Origin of the sequence: Halegenticoccus tardaugens (assembly GCF_004116405.1) — an archaeon.
Taxonomy (GTDB): Archaea; Halobacteriota; Halobacteria; order Halobacteriales; family Haloferacaceae; genus Halegenticoccus; species Halegenticoccus tardaugens.
On sequence record NZ_SDIC01000005.1, the window covers coordinates 202713 to 221833 of the forward strand.

Annotated in this window: 18 protein-coding genes and 2 pseudogenes; 7 read left to right on the top strand and 13 right to left on the bottom strand. The window is 63.2% G+C overall.

Translation table 11 applies throughout. From position 1 onward, the window contains the following. Positions 1-9: 9 nt before the first annotated feature. Positions 10-834 carry a hypothetical protein gene (locus C3L37_RS14995; RefSeq protein WP_129115422.1) on the bottom strand — a complete coding sequence of 275 codons (825 nt, stop codon included), beginning with the start codon at positions 832-834 and terminating at the stop codon, positions 10-12. Between the two features lie 46 nt (positions 835-880). Here C3L37_RS14995 and C3L37_RS15000 point away from each other — a divergent pair, with 46 nt between their 5' ends. After that, positions 881-1045: an IclR family transcriptional regulator domain-containing protein gene (locus tag C3L37_RS15000; RefSeq protein ID WP_267195329.1), complete on the top strand. Its 165-nt coding sequence runs from the start codon at positions 881-883 to the stop codon at positions 1043-1045. A gap of 903 nt (positions 1046-1948) precedes the next feature. Here the strand turns inward: C3L37_RS15000 and C3L37_RS15005 are convergent. The 6 genes from C3L37_RS15005 to C3L37_RS15030 all read right to left on the bottom strand — a co-directional run bounded on the left by C3L37_RS15005 (position 1949) and on the right by C3L37_RS15030 (position 7947). Further along, entirely contained in the window at positions 1949-2185 is a 237-nt protein-coding gene (locus C3L37_RS15005) for a hypothetical protein (RefSeq protein ID WP_129115424.1), read from the bottom strand. 404 nt (positions 2186-2589) lie between these two features. Beyond that, positions 2590-4083 carry an alpha-N-arabinofuranosidase gene (locus C3L37_RS15010; protein WP_129115425.1) on the bottom strand — a complete coding sequence of 498 codons (1494 nt, stop codon included), beginning with the start codon at positions 4081-4083 and terminating at the stop codon, positions 2590-2592. Positions 4084-4192: 109 nt separating this feature from the next. Further along, positions 4193-4861, bottom strand: a complete 669-nt coding sequence (locus C3L37_RS15015; protein WP_129115426.1) for a hypothetical protein — start codon at positions 4859-4861, stop codon at positions 4193-4195. 28 nt (positions 4862-4889) lie between these two features. Beyond that, complete coding sequence (locus C3L37_RS15020; protein WP_129115427.1) at positions 4890-5756, bottom strand: carbohydrate ABC transporter permease; 867 nt, start codon at positions 5754-5756, stop codon at positions 4890-4892. After that, positions 5749-6672: a carbohydrate ABC transporter permease gene (locus C3L37_RS15025; protein WP_129115428.1), complete on the bottom strand. Its 924-nt coding sequence runs from the start codon at positions 6670-6672 to the stop codon at positions 5749-5751. The genes C3L37_RS15020 and C3L37_RS15025 overlap by 8 nt, the downstream gene beginning before the upstream one ends. Before the next feature lie 21 nt (positions 6673-6693). Next, a complete protein-coding gene (locus tag C3L37_RS15030) occupies positions 6694-7947 on the bottom strand; it encodes an extracellular solute-binding protein (RefSeq protein ID WP_164974761.1) in 1254 nt (417 codons plus the stop codon). Positions 7948-8309: 362 nt separating this feature from the next. Between C3L37_RS15030 and C3L37_RS15035 the strand changes: the two genes are divergently transcribed. Then, positions 8310-9446 carry an ABC transporter ATP-binding protein gene (locus C3L37_RS15035; protein ID WP_129115430.1) on the top strand — a complete coding sequence of 379 codons (1137 nt, stop codon included), beginning with the start codon at positions 8310-8312 and terminating at the stop codon, positions 9444-9446. A gap of 113 nt (positions 9447-9559) precedes the next feature. Continuing rightward, positions 9560-9871 (top strand): annotated as a pseudogene (locus C3L37_RS15040) (IS6 family transposase); the annotation flags it as partial. A 1-nt stretch (position 9872) separates the two neighbouring features. Here C3L37_RS15040 and C3L37_RS15045 read toward each other — a convergent pair. Next, positions 9873-11120: an RNA-guided endonuclease InsQ/TnpB family protein gene (locus C3L37_RS15045; protein ID WP_129115431.1), complete on the bottom strand. Its 1248-nt coding sequence runs from the start codon at positions 11118-11120 to the stop codon at positions 9873-9875. Between the two features lie 37 nt (positions 11121-11157). Between C3L37_RS15045 and C3L37_RS15050 the strand changes: the two genes are divergently transcribed. Beyond that, positions 11158-11520, top strand: a complete 363-nt coding sequence (locus C3L37_RS15050; RefSeq protein WP_129115432.1) for a hypothetical protein — start codon at positions 11158-11160, stop codon at positions 11518-11520. Positions 11521-11762: 242 nt separating this feature from the next. Continuing rightward, positions 11763-12518 carry an HTH-type transcriptional regulator XacR gene (gene xacR / locus C3L37_RS15055; protein ID WP_129115433.1) on the top strand — a complete coding sequence of 252 codons (756 nt, stop codon included), beginning with the start codon at positions 11763-11765 and terminating at the stop codon, positions 12516-12518. Positions 12519-12865: 347 nt separating this feature from the next. On the opposite strand, the gene C3L37_RS25800 is transcribed toward xacR, so the two are convergent. The 4 genes and pseudogenes from C3L37_RS25800 to C3L37_RS24405 form a co-directional block, all read right to left on the bottom strand. Then, complete coding sequence (locus C3L37_RS25800) at positions 12866-12943, bottom strand: hypothetical protein (RefSeq protein WP_394345800.1); 78 nt, start codon at positions 12941-12943, stop codon at positions 12866-12868. A 71-nt stretch (positions 12944-13014) separates the two neighbouring features. Beyond that, the gene (locus C3L37_RS25805) at positions 13015-13176 is read right to left on the bottom strand and encodes an SDR family NAD(P)-dependent oxidoreductase (protein ID WP_394345797.1); all 162 of its coding nucleotides are present in this window, start codon (positions 13174-13176) and stop codon (positions 13015-13017) included. A 246-nt stretch (positions 13177-13422) separates the two neighbouring features. Further along, a pseudogene (locus tag C3L37_RS24920) lies at positions 13423-14342 on the bottom strand (mannonate dehydratase). A gap of 2 nt (positions 14343-14344) precedes the next feature. Continuing rightward, a complete protein-coding gene (locus C3L37_RS24405) occupies positions 14345-14767 on the bottom strand; it encodes a hypothetical protein (RefSeq protein ID WP_164974762.1) in 423 nt (140 codons plus the stop codon). Positions 14768-14876: 109 nt separating this feature from the next. Between C3L37_RS24405 and C3L37_RS15075 the strand changes: the two genes are divergently transcribed. Beyond that, positions 14877-16283: a GntP family permease gene (locus C3L37_RS15075; protein WP_228546256.1), complete on the top strand. Its 1407-nt coding sequence runs from the start codon at positions 14877-14879 to the stop codon at positions 16281-16283. Positions 16284-16655: 372 nt separating this feature from the next. On the opposite strand, the gene C3L37_RS15080 is transcribed toward C3L37_RS15075, so the two are convergent. Continuing rightward, positions 16656-17699 carry a zinc-dependent alcohol dehydrogenase gene (locus tag C3L37_RS15080; RefSeq protein ID WP_129115589.1) on the bottom strand — a complete coding sequence of 348 codons (1044 nt, stop codon included), beginning with the start codon at positions 17697-17699 and terminating at the stop codon, positions 16656-16658. A 503-nt stretch (positions 17700-18202) separates the two neighbouring features. Between C3L37_RS15080 and C3L37_RS15085 the strand changes: the two genes are divergently transcribed. Then, on the top strand, positions 18203-18976 hold the full coding sequence (locus C3L37_RS15085; RefSeq protein WP_129115435.1) for an SDR family NAD(P)-dependent oxidoreductase: 774 nt from the start codon (positions 18203-18205) through the stop codon (positions 18974-18976). Positions 18977-19121: the final 145 nt, after the last annotated feature.

Below are 19121 nucleotides of genomic sequence, written 5' to 3' on the forward strand. Positions count from 1 at the left end.
GCCCGTCGGTCAGAGGTCGAACACCGCCGTCCCCATCTCGGGGTCGAAAAAGAGGCTCCGATTCCCCTGCAGGTACGCGCGCGGTTCGTCGCCCGCGTCGATCGATCGCGCCAGTTCGAGCCCGCGCGCTTCGCTCACGCCGAGCACGTGCGTGCAGAACCAACGCAGGACGACGCCCGTGTCGAACGCCGCCCCGGGGAGATAGCCCTCGATCGGGTGCCGGTGGTAGTACAGCGCCTCGTGGGGGTTGACGCGATCGGAGACGTACTTGACGACGCTCGTGGAGCCGCAGACGATGCTGCAGTCACCGGGTTGCAGACAGCCGGCAGCGAGCACGGAGGCGTTGCCGTCCGTGAGCCCTTGATACAGCTCCGCGTCCGCCAGACCGACGTCCGCCGCCGTCTCGTTTTCCGCGCGTTCAATGGACGTTCCGGGCGGTCGAATCGTCGGGAACAGGTCTGTCGACACGTCGACGGCGTCGAAGAACGGCTCGAACCAGCCCGGCGTCGTTCCGGTGACGTCTGCGCCGAACTTGAGCGCGTTCGTCCAGTCGGTTTCGAGGTCGGTCCACCGCTCTCCGCCCGGGTACCGGAGACGGTAGAGGAGCCACGTCGCGGGGCCCAGGATCCACTTGATCTCGTCGAAGCGCCCAGGGTGCCGCTCGCGTAGCGCGAGTATCTTCGCGAGGGGGCTCGCCGCCGACAGCGGGACGCCCTTAGCCGACAGCTCGTCCGCGACGTCGAGATCGAGCAGCCGCTCGGCCTGATCCGGCGCGGTTTCGTAGTACCACTGCGGTTCGAACACCGATTCGCCGCGGTCGTCGACCGCGACCACCGGGTATCTCGCCGCCGACGAGGGCTACATCAAGGGACTTAAGGCGATCGCCGTCCCGATTACGGACACTGACGGCGATGTCCTCGGCGCGTTGAGCGTCGCCGGGCCCACGTATCGGCTCCAGAACGTCGACCGCGAGACGCGGATCGCCGACCTGCTGCTCGACATTTCGAACGAACTGGAGCTGAACGTGAGCTACTCGCGCTTCTGAGGGCCCTCGGCGACCGATCGTCTGTCATATTACGGCGCTATCTCTGTCACGGACTCGTACATCCCCCGAATCCGAACGCTCGGTTCGTCCCCTTTGTTCTGACACACAGAACTCGAAGGCGGGTGGCTCCGTTCCGATCGATCGAGCGCTTCGTTCGTCAGGTGAGAGCAGCGGCCCATCGCAAGGTAACGTCGGTCGTTCGTCGGCGACGCTCGCTCCATTCGTTCGGCGTGGCTTACAGAATTGGGCCTGTCACGGGTAGGCGGTGGCGTCGCAAAACCGCTTTCGCGGAACGAAACATCGTCAACTGTTCCGTTTTCGCGTCCTTACAGGAATCCGGACGAGCGGCCGTCCGTTCTACGGCCGTCTCGTCCCGCCGTGGCCTCGCTTTTCGTTCTCATATGAAGAACGGATCGCTCGCCGGACGCGTGGACCGATCGACTTCCGCGCGCGCAGCGAGCGCCTCGAGTGCGTCGTCCCTATCGCGCCCCGACGAGGCGTGGGTGGTCTCGGCACGTTCGAATTCGTCGTCCGGCGCGCGTTCGGATCGATCGGTTTTCCTCCGATCGCCGCCTCGATCGCCCTGGATCTCCACCCGCGATCTGGAGGCCGGTCGCGCTGCTCGTGGGAGAACCGGTCGGTGCGGGCGCGTCCTCGAACGAGATCCCGAACCGACGCGCCGTTCTCACCTCGGAAACATCTCCCGGGACCGCGGTCCCGGGCGGACGGGACGAGAAAGGACATCCGTTCTCGTTCGATCCGAGCGGTACCGCCGCGTGTGCCGCGGTCTCCGCCGAGTATCCGCCCGAGTTAGATAGCGACGCCGACGAGCGAGTACGGCGGGAGCGTCTGTTCGAGTTTGCCCTCGACGTAGACGACGGCCCGGAACCGAAGGAAGGTGCGCTATCCGGTGCCGTCGCACTCGGCGGTCGTTCGGTACCACGCCGTCCCGGTGTACTCACGATAGGTCCTCTCTTCTTGCCAGGCGTGGGGGACGGACACCACCTCGGCATCGGCCGGCCAGTCCGTGTCCGGACCCTGGAAACCGCGTTCGTCGCCGGCGCCATCGGGGTCCGTCACGAACGTCCACTCGCCGTCAAGCCGGGCTGTCACCCTCGGCTGCTCGTCGAACTGGGGCATGGTCTCCCGTACGTTCTCGGGACCCCTGAAAACATCATCGCTACCGTCGTGGGTACACTTGGTAGAACGGAACCGATGAGGTCGTCGCTACCGGGAGTCATTTTATCCGCTGACAATGAGAAACTGTCCGTCATCGACCCAGAGTTCGTGTCCGTTGGCGTAGTCGCTGGCGGACGATGACGGTCGCCCCCTTGTCCGCGATCTTTCCGGCAAGCGCCTTCCCGTTATCGCCTCCGGTACCTATTACGAGTGCGAGGCGGTCGGATACGTCGATGTCACGCGCCATTCGTCTATCGAGTTAGTTAATTCGACCTGCCGGCCGCAACTGCGGCGCCGCGAACGGTCGAATGTCGACGGAAAAGTGGACGTCAATGCGTGCGAAAGGAGGTCGGATGTCGGTCGGGTTACTGGATCGAGATGCCGGCAACCGTTGACGGTTCCAGTTCCGTGGTCAGGACGCCGTCCTCGACGCTGACGTCGAGGTCGGCGGCGGTGAACTCGTCAGCGTTGTCGGCGTCGACGACGAGGTCGGGCTCCTGATCCTCGAACAGGACTTTCGCGTCCACGTCAGCCACGTCGTCGCCCCCGATGCCGATTTCGACGGTGTGCGTACTGCGGGTGTCCAGGTTCGTCACGGTGACGTACGTCTCGCCGTCATCGCTGACAGAGGCCGAGGCGCCAACGAGCGGCAGTTCGTCATCGCCGACGTTGCGGGTGGGCGCCTCGACGGACGTCTGGACGGCCTCGTTACCCTTGTGGGGCGCGTACAGGTCGAAGACGTGGTAAGTTGGGCGCGCCCACGCCTCGTCACCCTCCGTCTCAACCAGACACTGGAGGACGTTGACCGTCTGGGCGATGTTGGACATCGTCATCACGTCGGCGTGGTCGTTGAAGACGTCGAGGACAGCCGCGGCCGATAAGGCGTCGACGACGGTCCCCGGCTGTTCGAGCCCGCTCTCGGCGACGGCCTCGGTGTGCCAGGCGCCCCACTCGTCAATGATGACGCCGATGTCGCGGGTGGTGGCGAAGGCGTCGATAGTCGCGGCGATGCGCTCGATGTGGTCCTCCATCTCGAGGGCCTCGACGAGGAACTGGTCGTAGTCGTTCTCGTCTGCCTCCGCGACGGACATCGTCCGGCCGTAGTAGTGGTGCAGCGTGAGGTGGTCGAGGGGGAACTCGACGCCCCAGCTCGACTGGCCGACCTCCTCCATGAAGCGGTGGTTCCACTCGTGGTCCTTGAATCCGCACGCGATCAGTTCGAGGTCGTCGTCGACCATGAGGTTGTCCATGGACCCGACGTAGGTTGCGAACCGACGGTACTCGCGGGCGTACTGCTCGGGCGACATCCGGCCGCCACAGCCCCAGTTCTCGTTCCCGATACCCCAGTAGGGGACCTCGTAGGGTTCGTCGCGTCCGTTCTCGCGACGGCGATTCGCGAGTTCGGTGTCGCCGTCGTAGCAGGCGTACTCGACCCAGTCGGCCGCCTCCTGCGGGTCGCCGGAGCCGACGTTGGTCGCCAGGTACGGCTGCGTCCCCACGCGTTCGCAGAACTCCAAGAACTCGTCGGTCCCAAACGTGTTGGGCTCTTCAGGTGCCTCCGAGCGGTCCTGGGACCAGAAAAGATTGCGGCGGCGTGGACGGTCCTCGCGGGGACCGACGCCGTCCTCCCAGTGGTAGTCGTCGGCGAAACAGCCGCCGGGCCAGCGCAGCACCGGCATCTCCAGGTCCGAGAGCAGTGTCATGACGTCCTCGCGGAACCCGTCACCGTCCGCGGACTGGCTGTGCCAGATGCCGTCGTAGATGCACCGTCCGAGATGTTCGGAGAAGTGACCGTGCAGTTCGGGTTCGATCCGGTCGATACCAGCCTCTGTGTGGACAGTGACGCTCGCGTCTGTCATACAGGTAGAACTGATCCAGGCAGATTATAAAATAACCGGTCGCGGCGGTTGGCGGCAGGTGATCCGGCGCAGGCGGTCCGGCGACGGGTGGTCCGGCGACCGAGACTAGTCAGTTCGCACCCCGGGTGCCGTCGGCTGACGCGTAGATCGACTGGTCTTGCTCGGTTGCCTGCTCGTGCTCGGGCGGTTCAAGGAGGACGTGGACGTGGAACGCGGCGGCGAATCCGGCGAAGACGAGCGCGAACGCGATGGTCAGCAGGCCGGCGACGAGGAAGGCGACGACCGTCGCCATCGCGAGCGTGACGGCGCCAACGGCGTTCGCGCTCGTCCAGCGAAACCCGGCCCGGACGGACGATTCGAGATCACCGCCCGTGGCCAGGCCGACGAACGTCGGTACGAGGACGAGCGCCGTGTACGCGGCGGCGTAGGCCGATCCGACCGAGAGGACGAGCAAGAACGTCGACGGACTCACGAAGTACTCCAGGGCGTACAGCACGGAGACGACCGCGAGGACGAGCGGGACGCCGGAGAGCAGCGCCGTCGAGACGCCGTGGCGCTTCAGGACCGAGACGACCCGCTCCCGGTCGAAGGCGTACGTCTCCCGGAGTGAGACGACTGCGGCGTAGGCTCCGAGCGTCGCCGGCCCGACCGTGATCAGCGGGAGCGAGCAGACGAACCAGGCGACGCTCAGCAGGACCATTCGCGGACCGTACTCGTAGAAGAAGCGCGTCGCGGCGATGAACGAGCGATAGACCGATTTCGAGTCCGCGTCCCTCATGACGCGGAGCAATGGGACGGGGCGTTAACTATGTTACCCCTTGCATCTCGACGGCGGACATGAGCTGGTCCTGTAGCAACAGGAACAGGATGAACAGCGGTCCGGACGCGATCAGCGCCGACGCCATCGTCACCGCCGGCTGGTAGGTGAAGTTGTCCCGGAGCACGACGATCCCGATGGGCAGCGTGTAGGCTGCCTCGCTCTGGAGCACGATCAGCGGCCAGAGGAACTGGTTCCAGCTCCAGACGAAGATGAACAGCGCGAGCGCCGTCAGGATCGACTTCGAGAGCGGCAGGATCAGGTGGGTGTAGATCCGCAGGTTCGAGAAGCCGTCGAGCTGTGCGGCCTCCTGAAGTTCATAGGGCAGGTCCCGGAAGAACTGGGCCAGGAGGAATACGCCGAGCGGTCCCGCCGCGAACGGCAGGATGACGGCGGCGTAGTTGTTCAACAGCCCGAGATCCGAGATGAGGATGTACAGCGGGATGATGTTGACGAAGCCCGGGACCATGAAGCTCGCGATGATCAGGGCCAGGACGTAACGCTGTCCGGGCCAGTCGAGCCTGGTCAGGGCGAAGGCGATCATCGAGTCGACGAGCAACACGAGCAGCGTCGTCACCGACGCGATGATGAGCGTGTTGATCGCCCACTGCGCGATCAGTGACTGGGTCAACAGGTCCGTGAACGCGGCGAACGTAATCGGGTCCGGGATCCAGTGCATCCCCTCGGCGACGGCCTGCTGCTGGGTCTGCAAGGACGTCGTGATCATGTAGAGGTACGGCACCACGAACAGCAGCGCCGCGCCGTACATGACGACGTGGACGCCGACGTTCCGCAGGGAGACGTCGCCGACCGTGAACGATTCGAACCGATTTTCCGTGGCTGATGAGTCACTCATTGTCGCCTCCGAGGAGGTAGTAGTTCGCGATGGACACCATCACGAGGATGCCCGTCAGGACGTACCCAATGGCGGCGGCGTAGCCGAAGTTCCGCTGGGCGAACGCCGACTCGTAGAGGTACATGACGAGCGTCTCCGTCGTACTGCCCGGACCGCCCGAGGTCATCACGTACGGCTGTCCGTACACCTGGAACGCCCAAATGATGTTGATAATGACGACGAAGAAGATGGCGTGTCTGATCTGGGGGACGGTGACGTCCCTAAACTGTCGCCAGGTTCCCGCGCCGTCGAGTTTGGCCGCCTCGTAGAGGTAGTCCGGGACGCTCTGGCGGGCAGACAGCAGGATGACGAAGCTGAACCCGACGAGCCACCAGACGGTCGTCATCGCGATGGCGGGCATCGCAGTGAGCCGAGTCTGGAGCCACTGGGGCGGGTTCTCCATGACCATCCCGAGGTAGTGGTTGATCATCCCGTACTGGGTCGAGTACAGGTCGACCCAGACCACCGCCGTCACGGAGACGGTCAGGATGTACGGGCTGAAGAAGATGGCCCGGAGCAGGCCCTTCCCCTTGATGTCGCGGTTGACGCCGAGCGCGAGGCTCAGCGCGACCACGACGATAGAGGGGACGGTGAGCAGTGTGAAGTACCCGGTGTTCCGCAGGGCGTTCCAGAAGTCCGAATCGTTCATGAGCTGCTGGTAGTTCTCGAAGCCGATGAACACCGACTGGGTCGGATCGATGGCGTTCCAGTCGAACAGGCTCATGTACCCGCCCATTACCAGGGGGTACAGGAGAAAGACGCCGAAGATGACGAGATAGGGAAGCGAGAAGAGGATGCCCTCGATTAGCTCCTTGCGCGAGCGATTGTCAGAACTGATTACCCCCTTTATCCCGTCGAATCGGTCAGTAACAGACATTGTGTACGTAAACTGGTGTGCTCACGACAGCTGGTTGTTCCACGTCTCGACGCCCTGCTTTAGTGCGTCCTTGGGCGCAGTACTGTGGGAGTAAGCGTCGGTGAACCACGTCCAGTTACTCTGGGCGAACATGTCCGCATTCGGAAGCTGGGGCCAGTAGGCGAGCTGGTCGTCCTCCGCCATCTCCATGAATTTCTTGAGTGTCTTGTCCCAGATGTCGGCCTCCTGTAGTTCGTCACCGTTGAGAATCGGGTTGTACGCCGGCAGGTGACCCGCCTCCGCGCCCCACTCGGGGTTCTCTTGGGCGATCCACTCCGCGGCCTCGACGGAGGCCTGGATACGCTCTTCGCTAGCGCCCTCCTGATTCGGAAAGACGATCGTGTGGCTGTCGGCCGTCGTCACCAGTTGCTCCGCGTTCGGGACCCAGTGCGGCTTCTGGAAGCCCCACTCGTAGTCCTGGTCGCCCAAGACGGTGACGAACCAGGTGCCGTTGACCGTCATCGCGATGTTTCCGTTCCGGAAGCTCTGCTCGACCCGGTCATCGGAGATGTCGGGCTCGTCCCAGTCGCGCTCGCCGGAGATGCTGACGATGTACTCGAGCGCCTCGAGTCCCACGTCGTCCCCGAAGGTGGCTTCGGTGTAATCGTCGTTGAACATGCTCCCGCCCATCTGGTTGAGCGCCATGAAGTACTGGCGGAAACCGCCGCCATTACCCCAGTACGGGTCGGGACTGAACGGCTTGGCGTCGGTGTTCTCGAGAATCGCGTTGCAGGCCTCCTCGAACTCACCGAAGTTCTCGAACGGGGGCTTGACGCCGGCCTCGTTCAGAACGTCCATGTTGTAGTACAGCCCGAGCGGGTGTGAGTCAATCGGGATTGCGTACTGACTACCGTCGAGCATGCACGAATCGAGGATCGACTGGACGTAGTCGTCCGACGTGACGTAGTCGTCGATGGTCATCAGCGTATCCTGGAAGCGACGCAGGTACGTCGCGTGCGAGATGACCATGTCCGGCGCCTCGCCGCCCGTCATGGATGTGAACAGCCGGTCGTAGTGGTCGTCCCACGGGGCCCGCTGCCGGTTGATCGTGATCTTGTCGCCGAGGGGTTGTTCCTCGTTGAACCGGTCGATAATCGCCTTCATGACCTTCCCGTCGCCTCCCCCGAACATGGTCCAGTACGACAGCTCCATGTCGCCGCCGCTGCCGCCGTTACCGCCACCGCCGCCACCGCCGCCGAGGCCGAAACAGCCGGCGAGACTTGCGATACCAGTCACGCCCGCTGCTTGTAGGAATCGACGACGGCTACGGCTCTCTTTAGTCGTTCGCCGGTTCGACTCACGGTTAGGACCACTACTACTGTCACTGCTACTAGTTGGCATCACTACCGGATTAGCCCTAATGTTAATAAAGGTTGCTGTCGTTGTGGCATGGAAGCTTGGGAAGTTCGTAAAATAGACTAGTACTATACCGCAACTAATGTATATGCCTCTGGTTCCCGTCGGATCGTTCCCTGCATACGTCTTCGAGCGATGGCGGAGTGGCGCGGATTCATGATTTCCTACTTATGACCTGTGGCTCCGGCGATCGGTTCCCAAGCACGAAAACGTTTTTAAATCACCTCGGCAATAGTTGGGGTATGAGTAAGGTTACCATCGAGAACGTATCAAAGGTTTACGACGATGGCGGCAACGACATTCTCGCCGTCGACGACATCGATCTGGACATCCAGGACGGCGAGTTCATGACCATCGTCGGTCCCTCGGGTTCGGGGAAGTCGACGTTGCTGCGAATGATCGCCGGGCTGGAGAGTATCACCGACGGGACGATCAGCATCGGTGACCGTGTGGTCAACGACGTCAGCCCGCAGGACCGCGGAACGGCGATGGTGTTCCAAAACTACGCGCTGTACCCCCACATGACCGCCCGGAAGAACATGGCCTACGGGCTGAAACTGACGACGGACCTGGGGAAAGCCGAGATCAACGAGCGCGTTGAGGAGGCCGCCGACATGATGGGCATCTCCGACCAGCTCGACAAGAAGCCCGGCAGCCTCTCCGGCGGCCAGCAACAGCGCGTAGCGACCGGGCGCGCCATCGTCCGCGACCCTGAGGTGTTCCTGATGGACGAGCCGCTCAGCAACCTTGACGCGAAACTTCGGATGCACATGCGGACAGAGATTCAGCGCATCCACGAGGACTTGGAAACGACGATCATCTACGTCACCCACGACCAGGAGGAGGCGATGACGATGTCCGACCGCGTTGCTATCTTCGACATGGGCGAGATCCAGCAGGTGGGAACTCCCGACGAGATCTACAACCACCCGACCAACCTCTTCGTCGCCGACTTCATCGGAAGTCCGTCGATGAACACCTTCAACGTCTTGTTCAACGGGTCGACGCTCGTCGGTCCTGACTTCGAGTACGAACTCTCCTCGGAGATCATCAATCGCGTCCGCCAGTACGTCGACGACGGTGACGAACTCGTGATGGGTATCCGTCCCGAGGACATCTACTTGGCCGACGGCAGCGGTCCCAACGACATCAGCGCGTACCTCGACGTGCTCGAACCCGTCGGCTCCGACAACTACCTCTACTTCCAGGTCGGGGACGACGAGTGCCGCGTTCGAGTCCCCGGCGACGTCAAGCCCGAGGAGAACAAGGAGGTGTTCATCACGTTCGACGAGGAGAACCTCCACCTCTTCCACCCCGAGGACGGGACGAACATCCTCGCCGAGGCCCAGCGCACCGCCCAGCCGGTCGCCGACGACTGATAGCGTCGATCGTACTATTTCTGCGTGGAAGCTGTCTTCGGTAGGCAAACATGTGAAATGACCCAGTGTCGAGACGGATCGGTACCCACGTACGACCGTCTGTCTGAGAACGACTGCATCTCCGGCTGTTTCCCACAACAACGACCGCGTTAACCGAGATCTTTCTGCACGAACTCCGCCAGAAACACGATGTCGAATCCGCCGTGTTTCTGGTCGATGGCGTTCAACACCTCCAAACCGCGTTGACCAGATCTGGACTTCGATTTCATCCCGAACGAACGGGAAATCGGGACGCCATCGAACGAATCTTTCGAGAGTTCAAGCGACGAACCTCCTCGTTCTCAAACTGTTTCAGCTACGTTGAGCCACAAACCGCTGAAAATTGGCTCCAATCCTTCGCTGCCTGGTTCAATGCTCCTCAGTGAACTACCCCGCCCTACTCAGCCGCTTCGCGGCTTCTTTGAGGGCGGGGCTTCCTGCTTCCAAGACGCCCTTTGCAGACACAACGGTGTCCACAGGGAGCGCAGTCTCCACAGGCGTTGATTCGGAGTGATCCACTCCTATATCGGCGAGTCCGCGGAAAAGAATATTCCATGCAGCGTTCGCGTCCCTGTCCGCTTCGAACCCGCACGACGGACACGAGTGCTCGCGCACCCACGGAGGTTTCTCGCTCGAAACGCCACAAGACGCGCACTCTTTGGTCGTTCCACGTGGATCGACTTCGACGAAGTGCGTGCCTTCGCGTTCGCACTTGTATTCGAGCATCCGAAGGAACGTCCCCCATGACGCCGACGCCCGGTTGCGGCTGTTGGATGGGAGTTCCATCAACCCCTTCGCGTTCAAGTCTTCGACCGTTACCAGGTCGTATTCCCGAGCGTAGTAGTCCGAAAGCTTGTGCAGGAAGTCGCGGCGCTTTCGCTTGATACGGTCGTGACAGCGGGCGACGACCACCCGTTGCTTCTCGTAGTTGTTCGACCCGTATTCCTTTCGAGAGAGCTTCCGTTGCTCGCGTTCAAGTCGCTCGCGTTCATCGGAAAGGTCGAGTGACCCGACGGCGTGACCGTCCGTGTCGTGAGCGTACGTGAGAATCCCCACGTCGATACCGACGCACTGCTCGGGATTCTCGGGCTTCTTCGGCGGCTCACGGTCGCGTTCGACGCCGAAGGTAGCGAACCACTCGCCGGTCGGTTCCTTCTTGAGCGTGACCTGCTTGAGCGTCGCGTCGTCGGGGATCTCGCGGTGGAGCCGTATCGGTATGTCGCCGAGTTTCGAGAGGCACAGTAGCGTCCGACCGCCCTTCTTGTCGAGCTTGAAGCCGGATTGACTGTACGTGAAACTACGGAACTCGCGTGGTGGCTTCCACTTGAGTTGACCGACGCCGTACCCGTTCTGTTTGAGTTTCCCGAGTGCTTTGACGTTCTGCTCAATTCGCATGACCGCTGTTTGCAGAACTGTCGAGTACACGTCCGAGAGTCCATCCCACCAGTCTTTCAGGGCCGGAATTTCGTCTCGGATGGACCGAACGCGTTGATTGAGCGTGGCTACGTCCTTGGGGATTTGGTTAAAGCGGTAGAGAGCGTGGTTGTATAGTTGCCTGCAAATATCGCGGTGACGGTCCAACTCCTCGCGGTGGGCGTCGGACGGCTTGAGACGATACTTGTAGGCGTAGTACATCCGCTACTCCCGTTCCTCGATAAGTTCGTCTAACGAGTTGGCTATGGAGCTGACACGGCGAGACGCTATAGCGGCGCTCGCAGCCACGGGTGTCGTCGGTAGTGGCACGTATCTCGTCGCAATTGACGGTGATCGAGGGACTGATTCGAACGACGGCGGTGAGATCGACGACGGGCGTACCGCCGTCGTCGAGACGGCGGCTGCACTCGCACCGGTGCTCTACCCGTCCAGGGTGACCGGTGCCGAATCGTTCGTCCGGACATACGTTACCGGACGAATCAAGGATGACGACGCACACTGCTCCGGAATGACGGACGCGGTCACGGCACTGGACGGCCACGCGAACGACGAGTTCGGTGCGCGATTCAGAGATCTCTCGCCGGACGAGGTGTCCGTGTAGGCGCGGAACGGCCGCGCAGGTCGTCGCGGTTGCGATGAACTGACTACTACCGCCGACGCGACAGACACTCGAATCCCGGTGAAAAGCCGGGGAGCATGGGTTTCGAGGATTCCATGGCAACTGGTCACGTCCGACAGGCACCAGCGTTTTGCGACTGTCGACTGCGGACTACTGTCCGCCAATCACCCATCCGTGTTCTCTAGACCAGAACGCTTATCCTGAAAGATAGTTAACGACCAATCATGGACGCCAAACACCCGGTGCGAACCACCGAGAAGACGCTCGCCTTGGTGGAAGCGTTGATGGAGGAAGGTCCGTGCGGCGTGACCGAGTTGGCGCAGAACCTGGACATGGGCAAGAGCGCCGTGCACAACCACCTGACAACGCTTCGGAAACACGGCTACGTTCTGAAGACGGGCGACGAGTACCGAGTGGGGTTGAAGTTCCTCGAGATCGGGGGTTGCACTCGGAAGTCGATGGAGTTCTATCAGGTCGCCGAACCCGAGGTCAAGTCGCTCGCCGCCGAGACCGGCGAACTCGCTAACCTTCTGGTCGAAGAACAGGGGCTGGGCGTCTACCTGATGCGCTCGAAAGGTGAGCAAGCCGTCAACCTCGACACGTACGCGGGACTCCGCACGTACCTCCACACGACGGCGCTCGGGAAAGCGATTCTCGCGTATCTGCCGGAATCCCGGGTCGACGAGATAATCGACCAGCGCGGCCTCGAACCGATCACGTCCAAGAGTATCGAGACGCGCGACGAACTGTTCGAGACGCTCGAAGCCGTCCGCGAACGGGGGTACGCCATCGACGACGGCGAGCGCCTGGAGGGACTCCGCTGCATCGCCGCCCCCGTCAAGACGTCTTCGGGGACGGTGCTGGGTTCGATAAGCGTCTCCGCGCCCGCCAGTCGCGTCAGCGACGACGATCTCCACGGCGAACTGGCCGACAGGGTCCTGAGCGCGGCGAACGTAGTAGAGCTCAACATCAACTACTGATTCTTTTCATTCTCTATACTGGAACGGGATGGAATGAAGCTACCCGTTCGAACCCCCGGACCGCGTCCACTTTCGCGCCTGTCACCTTTTTTTCCTTACATTACTATGTTCGTAATACTATGGCGGAAATCCCGACAATTTATTCTTATATAGAGAACGCCGTTGGTGGCACCGAGTCGGTATGGAGCGGGGTCGTCGACCCGAGTGAGAAGGTCGAGAACGCGTGGAATCGGCTATCCACGGGGGAGAGAGGCGACACCCCGAGAAGTTGGTGTTTCGAGGACGGCGTTCGGTACGGCGGTCGGGTTCTTCCCCCACTGGTCGCTCGAGCCTCACCCGTACGCCTGTCAGCCGCCATCGGCGTACAGTACCTCACCGGTGACGAAGTTGTTTCGTCCGACCAAGAAGAGTACACACTCGGCCATCTCCTCGACGGTGCCGAACCGATTCAGTGGCGTGCGGTCACGGATGTCGTCGTTGGTGTACCCGGCCGACCCTACGTCTGGGCGGCGATCCCGGTCCAGATGAACCTGGGCGCGAGCGCGCAAACGTGGATGCCGTGTTCGGCCCACTCGACGGCGAGTGTCCGCGTGAGGTTGTTCACGCCAGCCTTCGACGCGCAGTACGGCGACCACAGCTGGAGGCTGTGGCCCCCCATAGCGACGAAACGTTGAAAATCGCCCCGCCGTCGCTCTGGTCAATCATCTGCCGAGCCGCGGCCTGACAGCCGACGAAGGTACCGACGAGGTCGACCGCCGCCGCTGACTTCAGTAGATAGTTGCTGTCGAGAAATCCCATACACAACGCTGTTTGGATTTCGTACTAAAAGTTCGTCTCTGGTCGTTCGACGACGAGTTCGGGTCGGCCGCTACGACTGCTCCGTCTGCTCAAGCAGTCCCTTCATTTAGCCGACGGCGAACAGCCGTCCCATGTTAGTGTATCCCGACATCGTGTTCTCGCGATCCGCCTCGCCGAGCATCCTAGGGACGTGGTCGGGGCGAATCGGCCCGTCGAAGCCGGCGGCGCGGTACGCCCGCATCGCCGCGAGCATGTCGGTCTGGCCCTCCTCGTGCCACGTCTCGACGAACTCCTAGGCGGTTCCGTCGACGTCGCGGAAGTGGACGAAGTGGATGCGGTCGCCGAATCGACGGATGGTCTCGGGGACGTCCGCGCCCATCGCTGAGAAGTTCCCCTGACAGAACGTCAGCCCGTGGTTCGGACTGTCGTGGAGGTCGAGGATGCGTCGGACGTTCTCGACGGAGTTGACGAGGCGGGGGATGCCCCGAGCGGAGTCGACGGGCGGGTCGTCCGGATGGAGCGCGGGGTCGACGCCCGCCTCCTCAGCGACGGGGATCACTTCGTCGAGGAAGTACTCCAGATTCTCCCACAGTTCGTCCTCGGTGACGTCGACTGGGTAGTCGGGCGCCCGCTCTGATTGCTCGTGGCTGTACGCCGTCGTCCGCGAGTCGCCTCTGAGCGGCACGAGTCGGCGATCCAAATCACGCCGACGGGGTTCTCGGTCCAGACTCACGAGTAGACGCCGATGTCGGCCCGGCCCATGTTCCGGAGCAGTTCTTTGACCGTCTCTATCTCCGCGTCGCGTCCCGGTTCGCCGAGCACGGTCTTCGTCATCGGCGGCCTGTCTTCGACCACGTCCAGCGAGAGGCCGTGGTCGGCAAAGCGGTTTCGCGTCTTGCGCAGTGAATCGTACGTCCACCACTCCGTCTCGCCCTAGAAGCGGACAACCGCCGTCGAGAGTCCGAGCTGGCTCGCGATAGTCCACCGACGGTCAGGGTGCGGTGGGAGCATCAACGTCATGTCCATGGCTAGTGCTTCGGAGAGACCCGTAATATAGGTTGGCGCAGCGGCACCGTCGACGGGGAGACAGCGTACGATCTGACGGCGGTCAAACCCCGACTCGACGGGTTCGGAGACCCCCAGGATCGATCGATGTCGATGTCAATATCGATCCGCGCGACGGCGAGGTCGTCTACGACGGCCGGACGTCGATCGGAGAGATGGCCTAGACGTGCGACAAACTGGTCGAGTACTGGTTGCGCCCACGACGCCGTCCCCGAACTGGGCGTCTCGCTCACCGGCACCTCGCACGTCCCCGACGACGACTTCACGCTCCGGCCCGGCGACGAGGTCCAGATCGCGATCGACGGATCGGTGAGCTCTCGAACCCGGTCGTCGAGGTGTGAGCCGAGGCCGGGTGCGCTCGCTCCCCTCGCTTCTTTACACACCATCAGATATGACGGGCAATAAAGAGAAAAAATAAAATACATTAATGATAGAGAGTGATGCGATGTTCGTTCCAACTAATGATAGAGAGTGATGCGATGTTCGTTCCAACTAATGATAGAGAGTGATGCGATGTTCGTTCCAACACTACTACAGACGGGTGGAGAGGCACCGCTCCTCGCACTGTTCGCGGGGATCGTAACGATCGTCTTGCTGCTGGTCGTCCTCGACCTCCCAGCGTTCGTCTCGCTCGTGATCGCCGGGTTCGTGGTCGGAATCGTCGCGCCGTCGATCCCGTTCGCGGAGGTACCAGCCGAGTTCGCGACGGCCTTCGGGGACGGGATGGCCGGCATCGGTATCCCGATCCTGATGGCGGCGATCATAGGGAAGGCGATGGTCGAGAGCGGGGCGGCGAATCGCATCGTCCGGGGGTTCACGAGTCTCTTCGGCGACGACAACATGGAGATCTCGCTGTTCAGTAGCAGTTTCTTCATGTCGATCCCCGTGTTCTTCGACAACGTGTTCTACCTGCTCGCGCCGCTGGCCCGCTCGGCCCGGTCGCGGCAGGGGGAGAACTACACCCTGTTCATCGTCGCGGTGGGTGCCGCGGGGGTCGTCACGCACGGGTTCGTCCCGCCGACGCCCGGACCGCTCCTCGCCGTCGAGGAGTTCGGCGCCAACTTAGGCGAGACGATCGCTATCGGGCTCATGGTCGGCCTGCCGACGGCGCTGATCTCGGGGCTCGGTTACGGCTACTGGATCAACCGGCGGCTCAACATCCCGCTCCGGGACGCGATGGGCACGACCGTCGAGGAACTCGAAGAGCAGAACGAGGTCCCGACCAGCGCACTTCCTGGCGTGTTCGAGTCGCTGCTGCCGATCCTGCTCGCGGTCGTCCTCGTCACCGCCGACACGGGCGTGACGACGTTCCTCGGCGAGGACGCTGCGGTCGCTTCGGTCACCGGCTTCTTCGGCGATCCGAACCTCGCGCTGACGGTGGCCGCGATGGCGGCGGCGATCACGTACTACCGCATGAGCGACATCGACAGCGACACGTTCTCCGACGAACTCACCGACGCGCTCAAGAGCGGCGGTAACATTGCCGCGATCACTGCGGCCGGTGGAGCGTTCGGTGTGATGATCGAAGCCGCCGGTGCCGGCGAGTACATCGCGAGCAGTCTCGAGCAGGTCGGCCTCGGCCTCCTCGTGACGGCGTGGCTGATCGCGGCGGGCGTCCGCCTCGTCCAGGGGTCGGCGACGGTCGCCATCGTCACCACCGCGGGGATCATGGCTCCCCTCGCGAGCGGTCTCGACGTCAACCTCGCGTACCTGGTGATGTCCATCGGGGCGGGCGCGTCGTTCTGCTCGTGGTACAACGACAGCGGTTTCTGGATCGTCAAGGAAATCGGCGGCCTCACGCAGGCGGAGACGCTCAAGACGTGGACGGTCGCGACGACTCTCATCGGCATCAGCGGCCTGCTGAGTACGCTGATCTTCTCGTCGATCCTCCCGCTGGCCTGAAGACGCCTCGCCGCTGGTCTTCTTTCGAACGCGTCGATCGACCGCCGAGAGTCACTCCCGCCGTGTGGCGAACGCCGTCCTTCGTCGCTTGGGCGCACGCGGTCACGTGACGCACGCGGTCGCGCGACGCACCACCGCGAGAACGAGAGTCGCTGGCTCGAACCGCCCGAACCGGGGTTCGCTGACTCGACGAGACTACACGTCGGGAGGCGGCGCGAAGTCGAGCCTCGCAGCTCCGGGGTGTCTCACGCCTCGTCGATCATCGCGCACCCTCCGCCAGGTCCTCCTCGACGAGGTCCTCCCACCAGCCGAGTTCGTAGGAGTGGGACTCGATGGCCAGCGAGTTCGCGCGACCGACGCGCACTGTTCCTTTCAGTCGCGGAGGACGGAGACGTCGAAGACTGGTTTGCAGGTTTCGCCGGCGAGGAACGCCTCGAACGCCTCGTCGGCTTCGAGCAGGCTGAACCGGTCGTCGAGGAACGTCGCGTGGTCGACGTCGCCCGAGGCGATCAGCCGGAGTGAGCGCTCGAAGTCCTCGAACATCGACGCGTAGGAGCACTGGAGGTCGATCTCCGCACGCACGAGCGGCGAGTACGGCATCGTGGTCTCGCCGGTCTGGCCGACGAGGACGATCTGCCCGCCCTTGCGAACCTCCTCGACGGCGGAGGTCAGCCCCGAGGGGTGGCCGGTCGTGTCGAACACCACGTCGTAACCCACCCCGTCGGTGAGTTCGTCGCGACGCGAGTCGAGGTCGTCGGCCTCGACGTTTACCGTCTGGAAGCCGAATTCGTCGGCCAGCGGCAGGCGATAGGCGGTGTCGGAGCCGACGCCGGCCACCACGACCTCCCCGCCCTGCGATCGCGCGATCTGTGCGGTGAGGAGGCCGATAGGACCGGGGCCGGCGACGAACACGCGGTCGCCCGGCCGGACGCGAGAGTTCTCGATCACCGCGCGGGCACCGATGCTCGTCGGTTCGACCAGCGCCGCGTGTCTGGGGTCCATCCCCTCGGGAACGGAGTGGAGAGCCGTCTCGGGGACCGCGACGTACCCCTCGTACGCACCGTCGTGGTCGACGCCCGTGATCACGGCGTTCTGACAGACGTTCTCCTCCCCCAGTTGACACTGGTAACAGTGACCGCAACCCCGGATGGGGCGCTCGACGACCCGATCACCCACAGCGAAGCGCGTCACATCTGGACCGGTCTCGACGACCTGCCCGGTGTACTCGTGGCCGATCACCGTCGGCAACTCCATTCGCTCGAACGCCGACTCGAACTCGTAGATGCCAGCGTCGCTCCCGCAGAGTCCCGCGTAGTCCACTTCGATCAGCGCCTCGTCCGGTCCGGGCGACGGTCGCTCCAAGTCGACGAGTTCCATGGCTCCACGGCTACGACTGACTTTGGTGAGTCCTCGCATGCGCTCGTTTCGGTCGTCTGCAAGCATAGTTCTGTGGGATTCGTCGTCCGGACGAGCGGCGTCGAAGGGACTGCCTGCCGCACGGAGCGGTCGCCGAGTTTCCGCTCGTCGACCGAGACGGCTGAACGCCGCCGCTGAGTCGACGACGATCTGCGAGTGAAACTCCGGGACCCTCGCGACGCCAACCTCGGGGGCCCGAATGAGCGCGCCCTCTGCGGAGCGATCGCCGTCGGTGAGCGCGGTCGTAAGGTAGCGGTCGCCCAGTTCGTCGGCTTCCAGCATCGCCCCGCCGAACACCCGCCCCTTCGGGTCGGCGATGACGTCGTTGAACTGCGTGTCCGCATCGACTGGGAAGGCCTCGTCCTCGCCCGGGACAAACCGTAGACGGCCCATGAGCGAACCAACGGGAGCCTATCGTCGGGGGCGGCAGGTGAGGCATCCCCGGTGTTCGGCCGTCTCTCCCCATGAAAACACTCATGCCGGTGGACGAGCGTGACATCTGTATGGGTACGTACTCGCACTCGCCAGTGACTGTCGACGGCAAGCGGGCAGTCATCGTCGGGGGGACGAGCGGTATCGGACAGGCCATCGCCCTCGGGTTCGCCGCGGAGGGGGCGGACGTGATCGCGACGAGCCGAGACGAGGCGAAGGTCGAGGAGACAGCGGTCGCAGTCGAGGAACGCGGCGTCGAGACGGCGCGCGTCACCTGCGACGTGTCCGACGCCGGCTCCCTCGCGCGCGTCCGCGAGACGGCGGTCGAGGAACTCGGCGGCGTTGACGTCGTTGTCGCCTCCCAAGGGGCCATCTCTAGGGCGTCGGTCCTAGAGATAGCCGACGACGAGTGGGAGTTCGTCACAGACGTCGCCCTCGACGGGGTACGCCGCGTCACTCAGGCGTTCGCGCCCGCGATGGACGATAGGGGGTCAATCGTCAACATCTCCTCGCTGGCGGCGCGGCTCTCGATGGCGAACCTGCCGGCGTACAGCGCCGCGAAGGGCGGCGTCGAGGCGTTCACGCGCGCCTCCGCGAAAGAACTCGCCCCCGACGTGCGGGTCAACGCCATCGCGCCCGGGTTCGTCATCACTCCACAGAACGCCGACACCTACGCCGAGGGGACCGAAAAGCGCGCGCGGATCGACGAGCGGACGCCCCTCGCGCGCGTCGCGGACCGCGAGGAGATCGTCGGCGCGGCCGTCTACCTCGCCAGCGACGCCGCGTCGTACGTCACTGGCGAGGTGGTGACCGTCGACGGCGGCTTCGCGACGAGTGCCCTGTGATTATTCAATAGACGGGTAACTGTCACTTTTTTCATATTCGCGCTTTCGACCCGCTTCCGGTGTCCGTTCGATGTCTCGGCGTAGAGGCCGCTGTAGAATCGCTGAGAGTCATACTGAGGTAGTCTCTGAGTGGTTCTCGGAACGA

Excerpts from the sequence above, each read along its gene's own strand:
- C3L37_RS15005 (WP_129115424.1), bottom strand. The coding sequence starts at position 2,185 with ATGCCCCAGTTCGACGAGCAGCCGAGGGTGACAGCCCGGCTTGACGGC.
- C3L37_RS15010 (WP_129115425.1), bottom strand. The coding sequence starts at position 4,083 with ATGACAGACGCGAGCGTCACTGTCCACACAGAGGCTGGTATCGACCGG.
- C3L37_RS15015 (WP_129115426.1), bottom strand. The coding sequence starts at position 4,861 with ATGAGGGACGCGGACTCGAAATCGGTCTATCGCTCGTTCATCGCCGCG.
- C3L37_RS15020 (WP_129115427.1), bottom strand. The coding sequence starts at position 5,756 with ATGAGTGACTCATCAGCCACGGAAAATCGGTTCGAATCGTTCACGGTC.
- C3L37_RS15025 (WP_129115428.1), bottom strand. The coding sequence starts at position 6,672 with ATGTCTGTTACTGACCGATTCGACGGGATAAAGGGGGTAATCAGTTCT.
- C3L37_RS15035 (WP_129115430.1), top strand. The coding sequence starts at position 8,310 with ATGAGTAAGGTTACCATCGAGAACGTATCAAAGGTTTACGACGATGGC.
- C3L37_RS15045 (WP_129115431.1), bottom strand. The coding sequence starts at position 11,120 with ATGTACTACGCCTACAAGTATCGTCTCAAGCCGTCCGACGCCCACCGC.
- xacR (WP_129115433.1), top strand. The coding sequence starts at position 11,763 with ATGGACGCCAAACACCCGGTGCGAACCACCGAGAAGACGCTCGCCTTG.
- C3L37_RS25800 (WP_394345800.1), bottom strand. The coding sequence starts at position 12,943 with ATGGCCGAGTGTGTACTCTTCTTGGTCGGACGAAACAACTTCGTCACC.
- C3L37_RS25805 (WP_394345797.1), bottom strand. The coding sequence starts at position 13,176 with ATGGGGGGCCACAGCCTCCAGCTGTGGTCGCCGTACTGCGCGTCGAAG.
- C3L37_RS24405 (WP_164974762.1), bottom strand. The coding sequence starts at position 14,767 with ATGGTGTGTAAAGAAGCGAGGGGAGCGAGCGCACCCGGCCTCGGCTCA.
- C3L37_RS15075 (WP_228546256.1), top strand. The coding sequence starts at position 14,877 with ATGATAGAGAGTGATGCGATGTTCGTTCCAACACTACTACAGACGGGT.
- C3L37_RS15080 (WP_129115589.1), bottom strand. The coding sequence starts at position 17,699 with ATGCGAGGACTCACCAAAGTCAGTCGTAGCCGTGGAGCCATGGAACTC.
- C3L37_RS15085 (WP_129115435.1), top strand. The coding sequence starts at position 18,203 with ATGGGTACGTACTCGCACTCGCCAGTGACTGTCGACGGCAAGCGGGCA.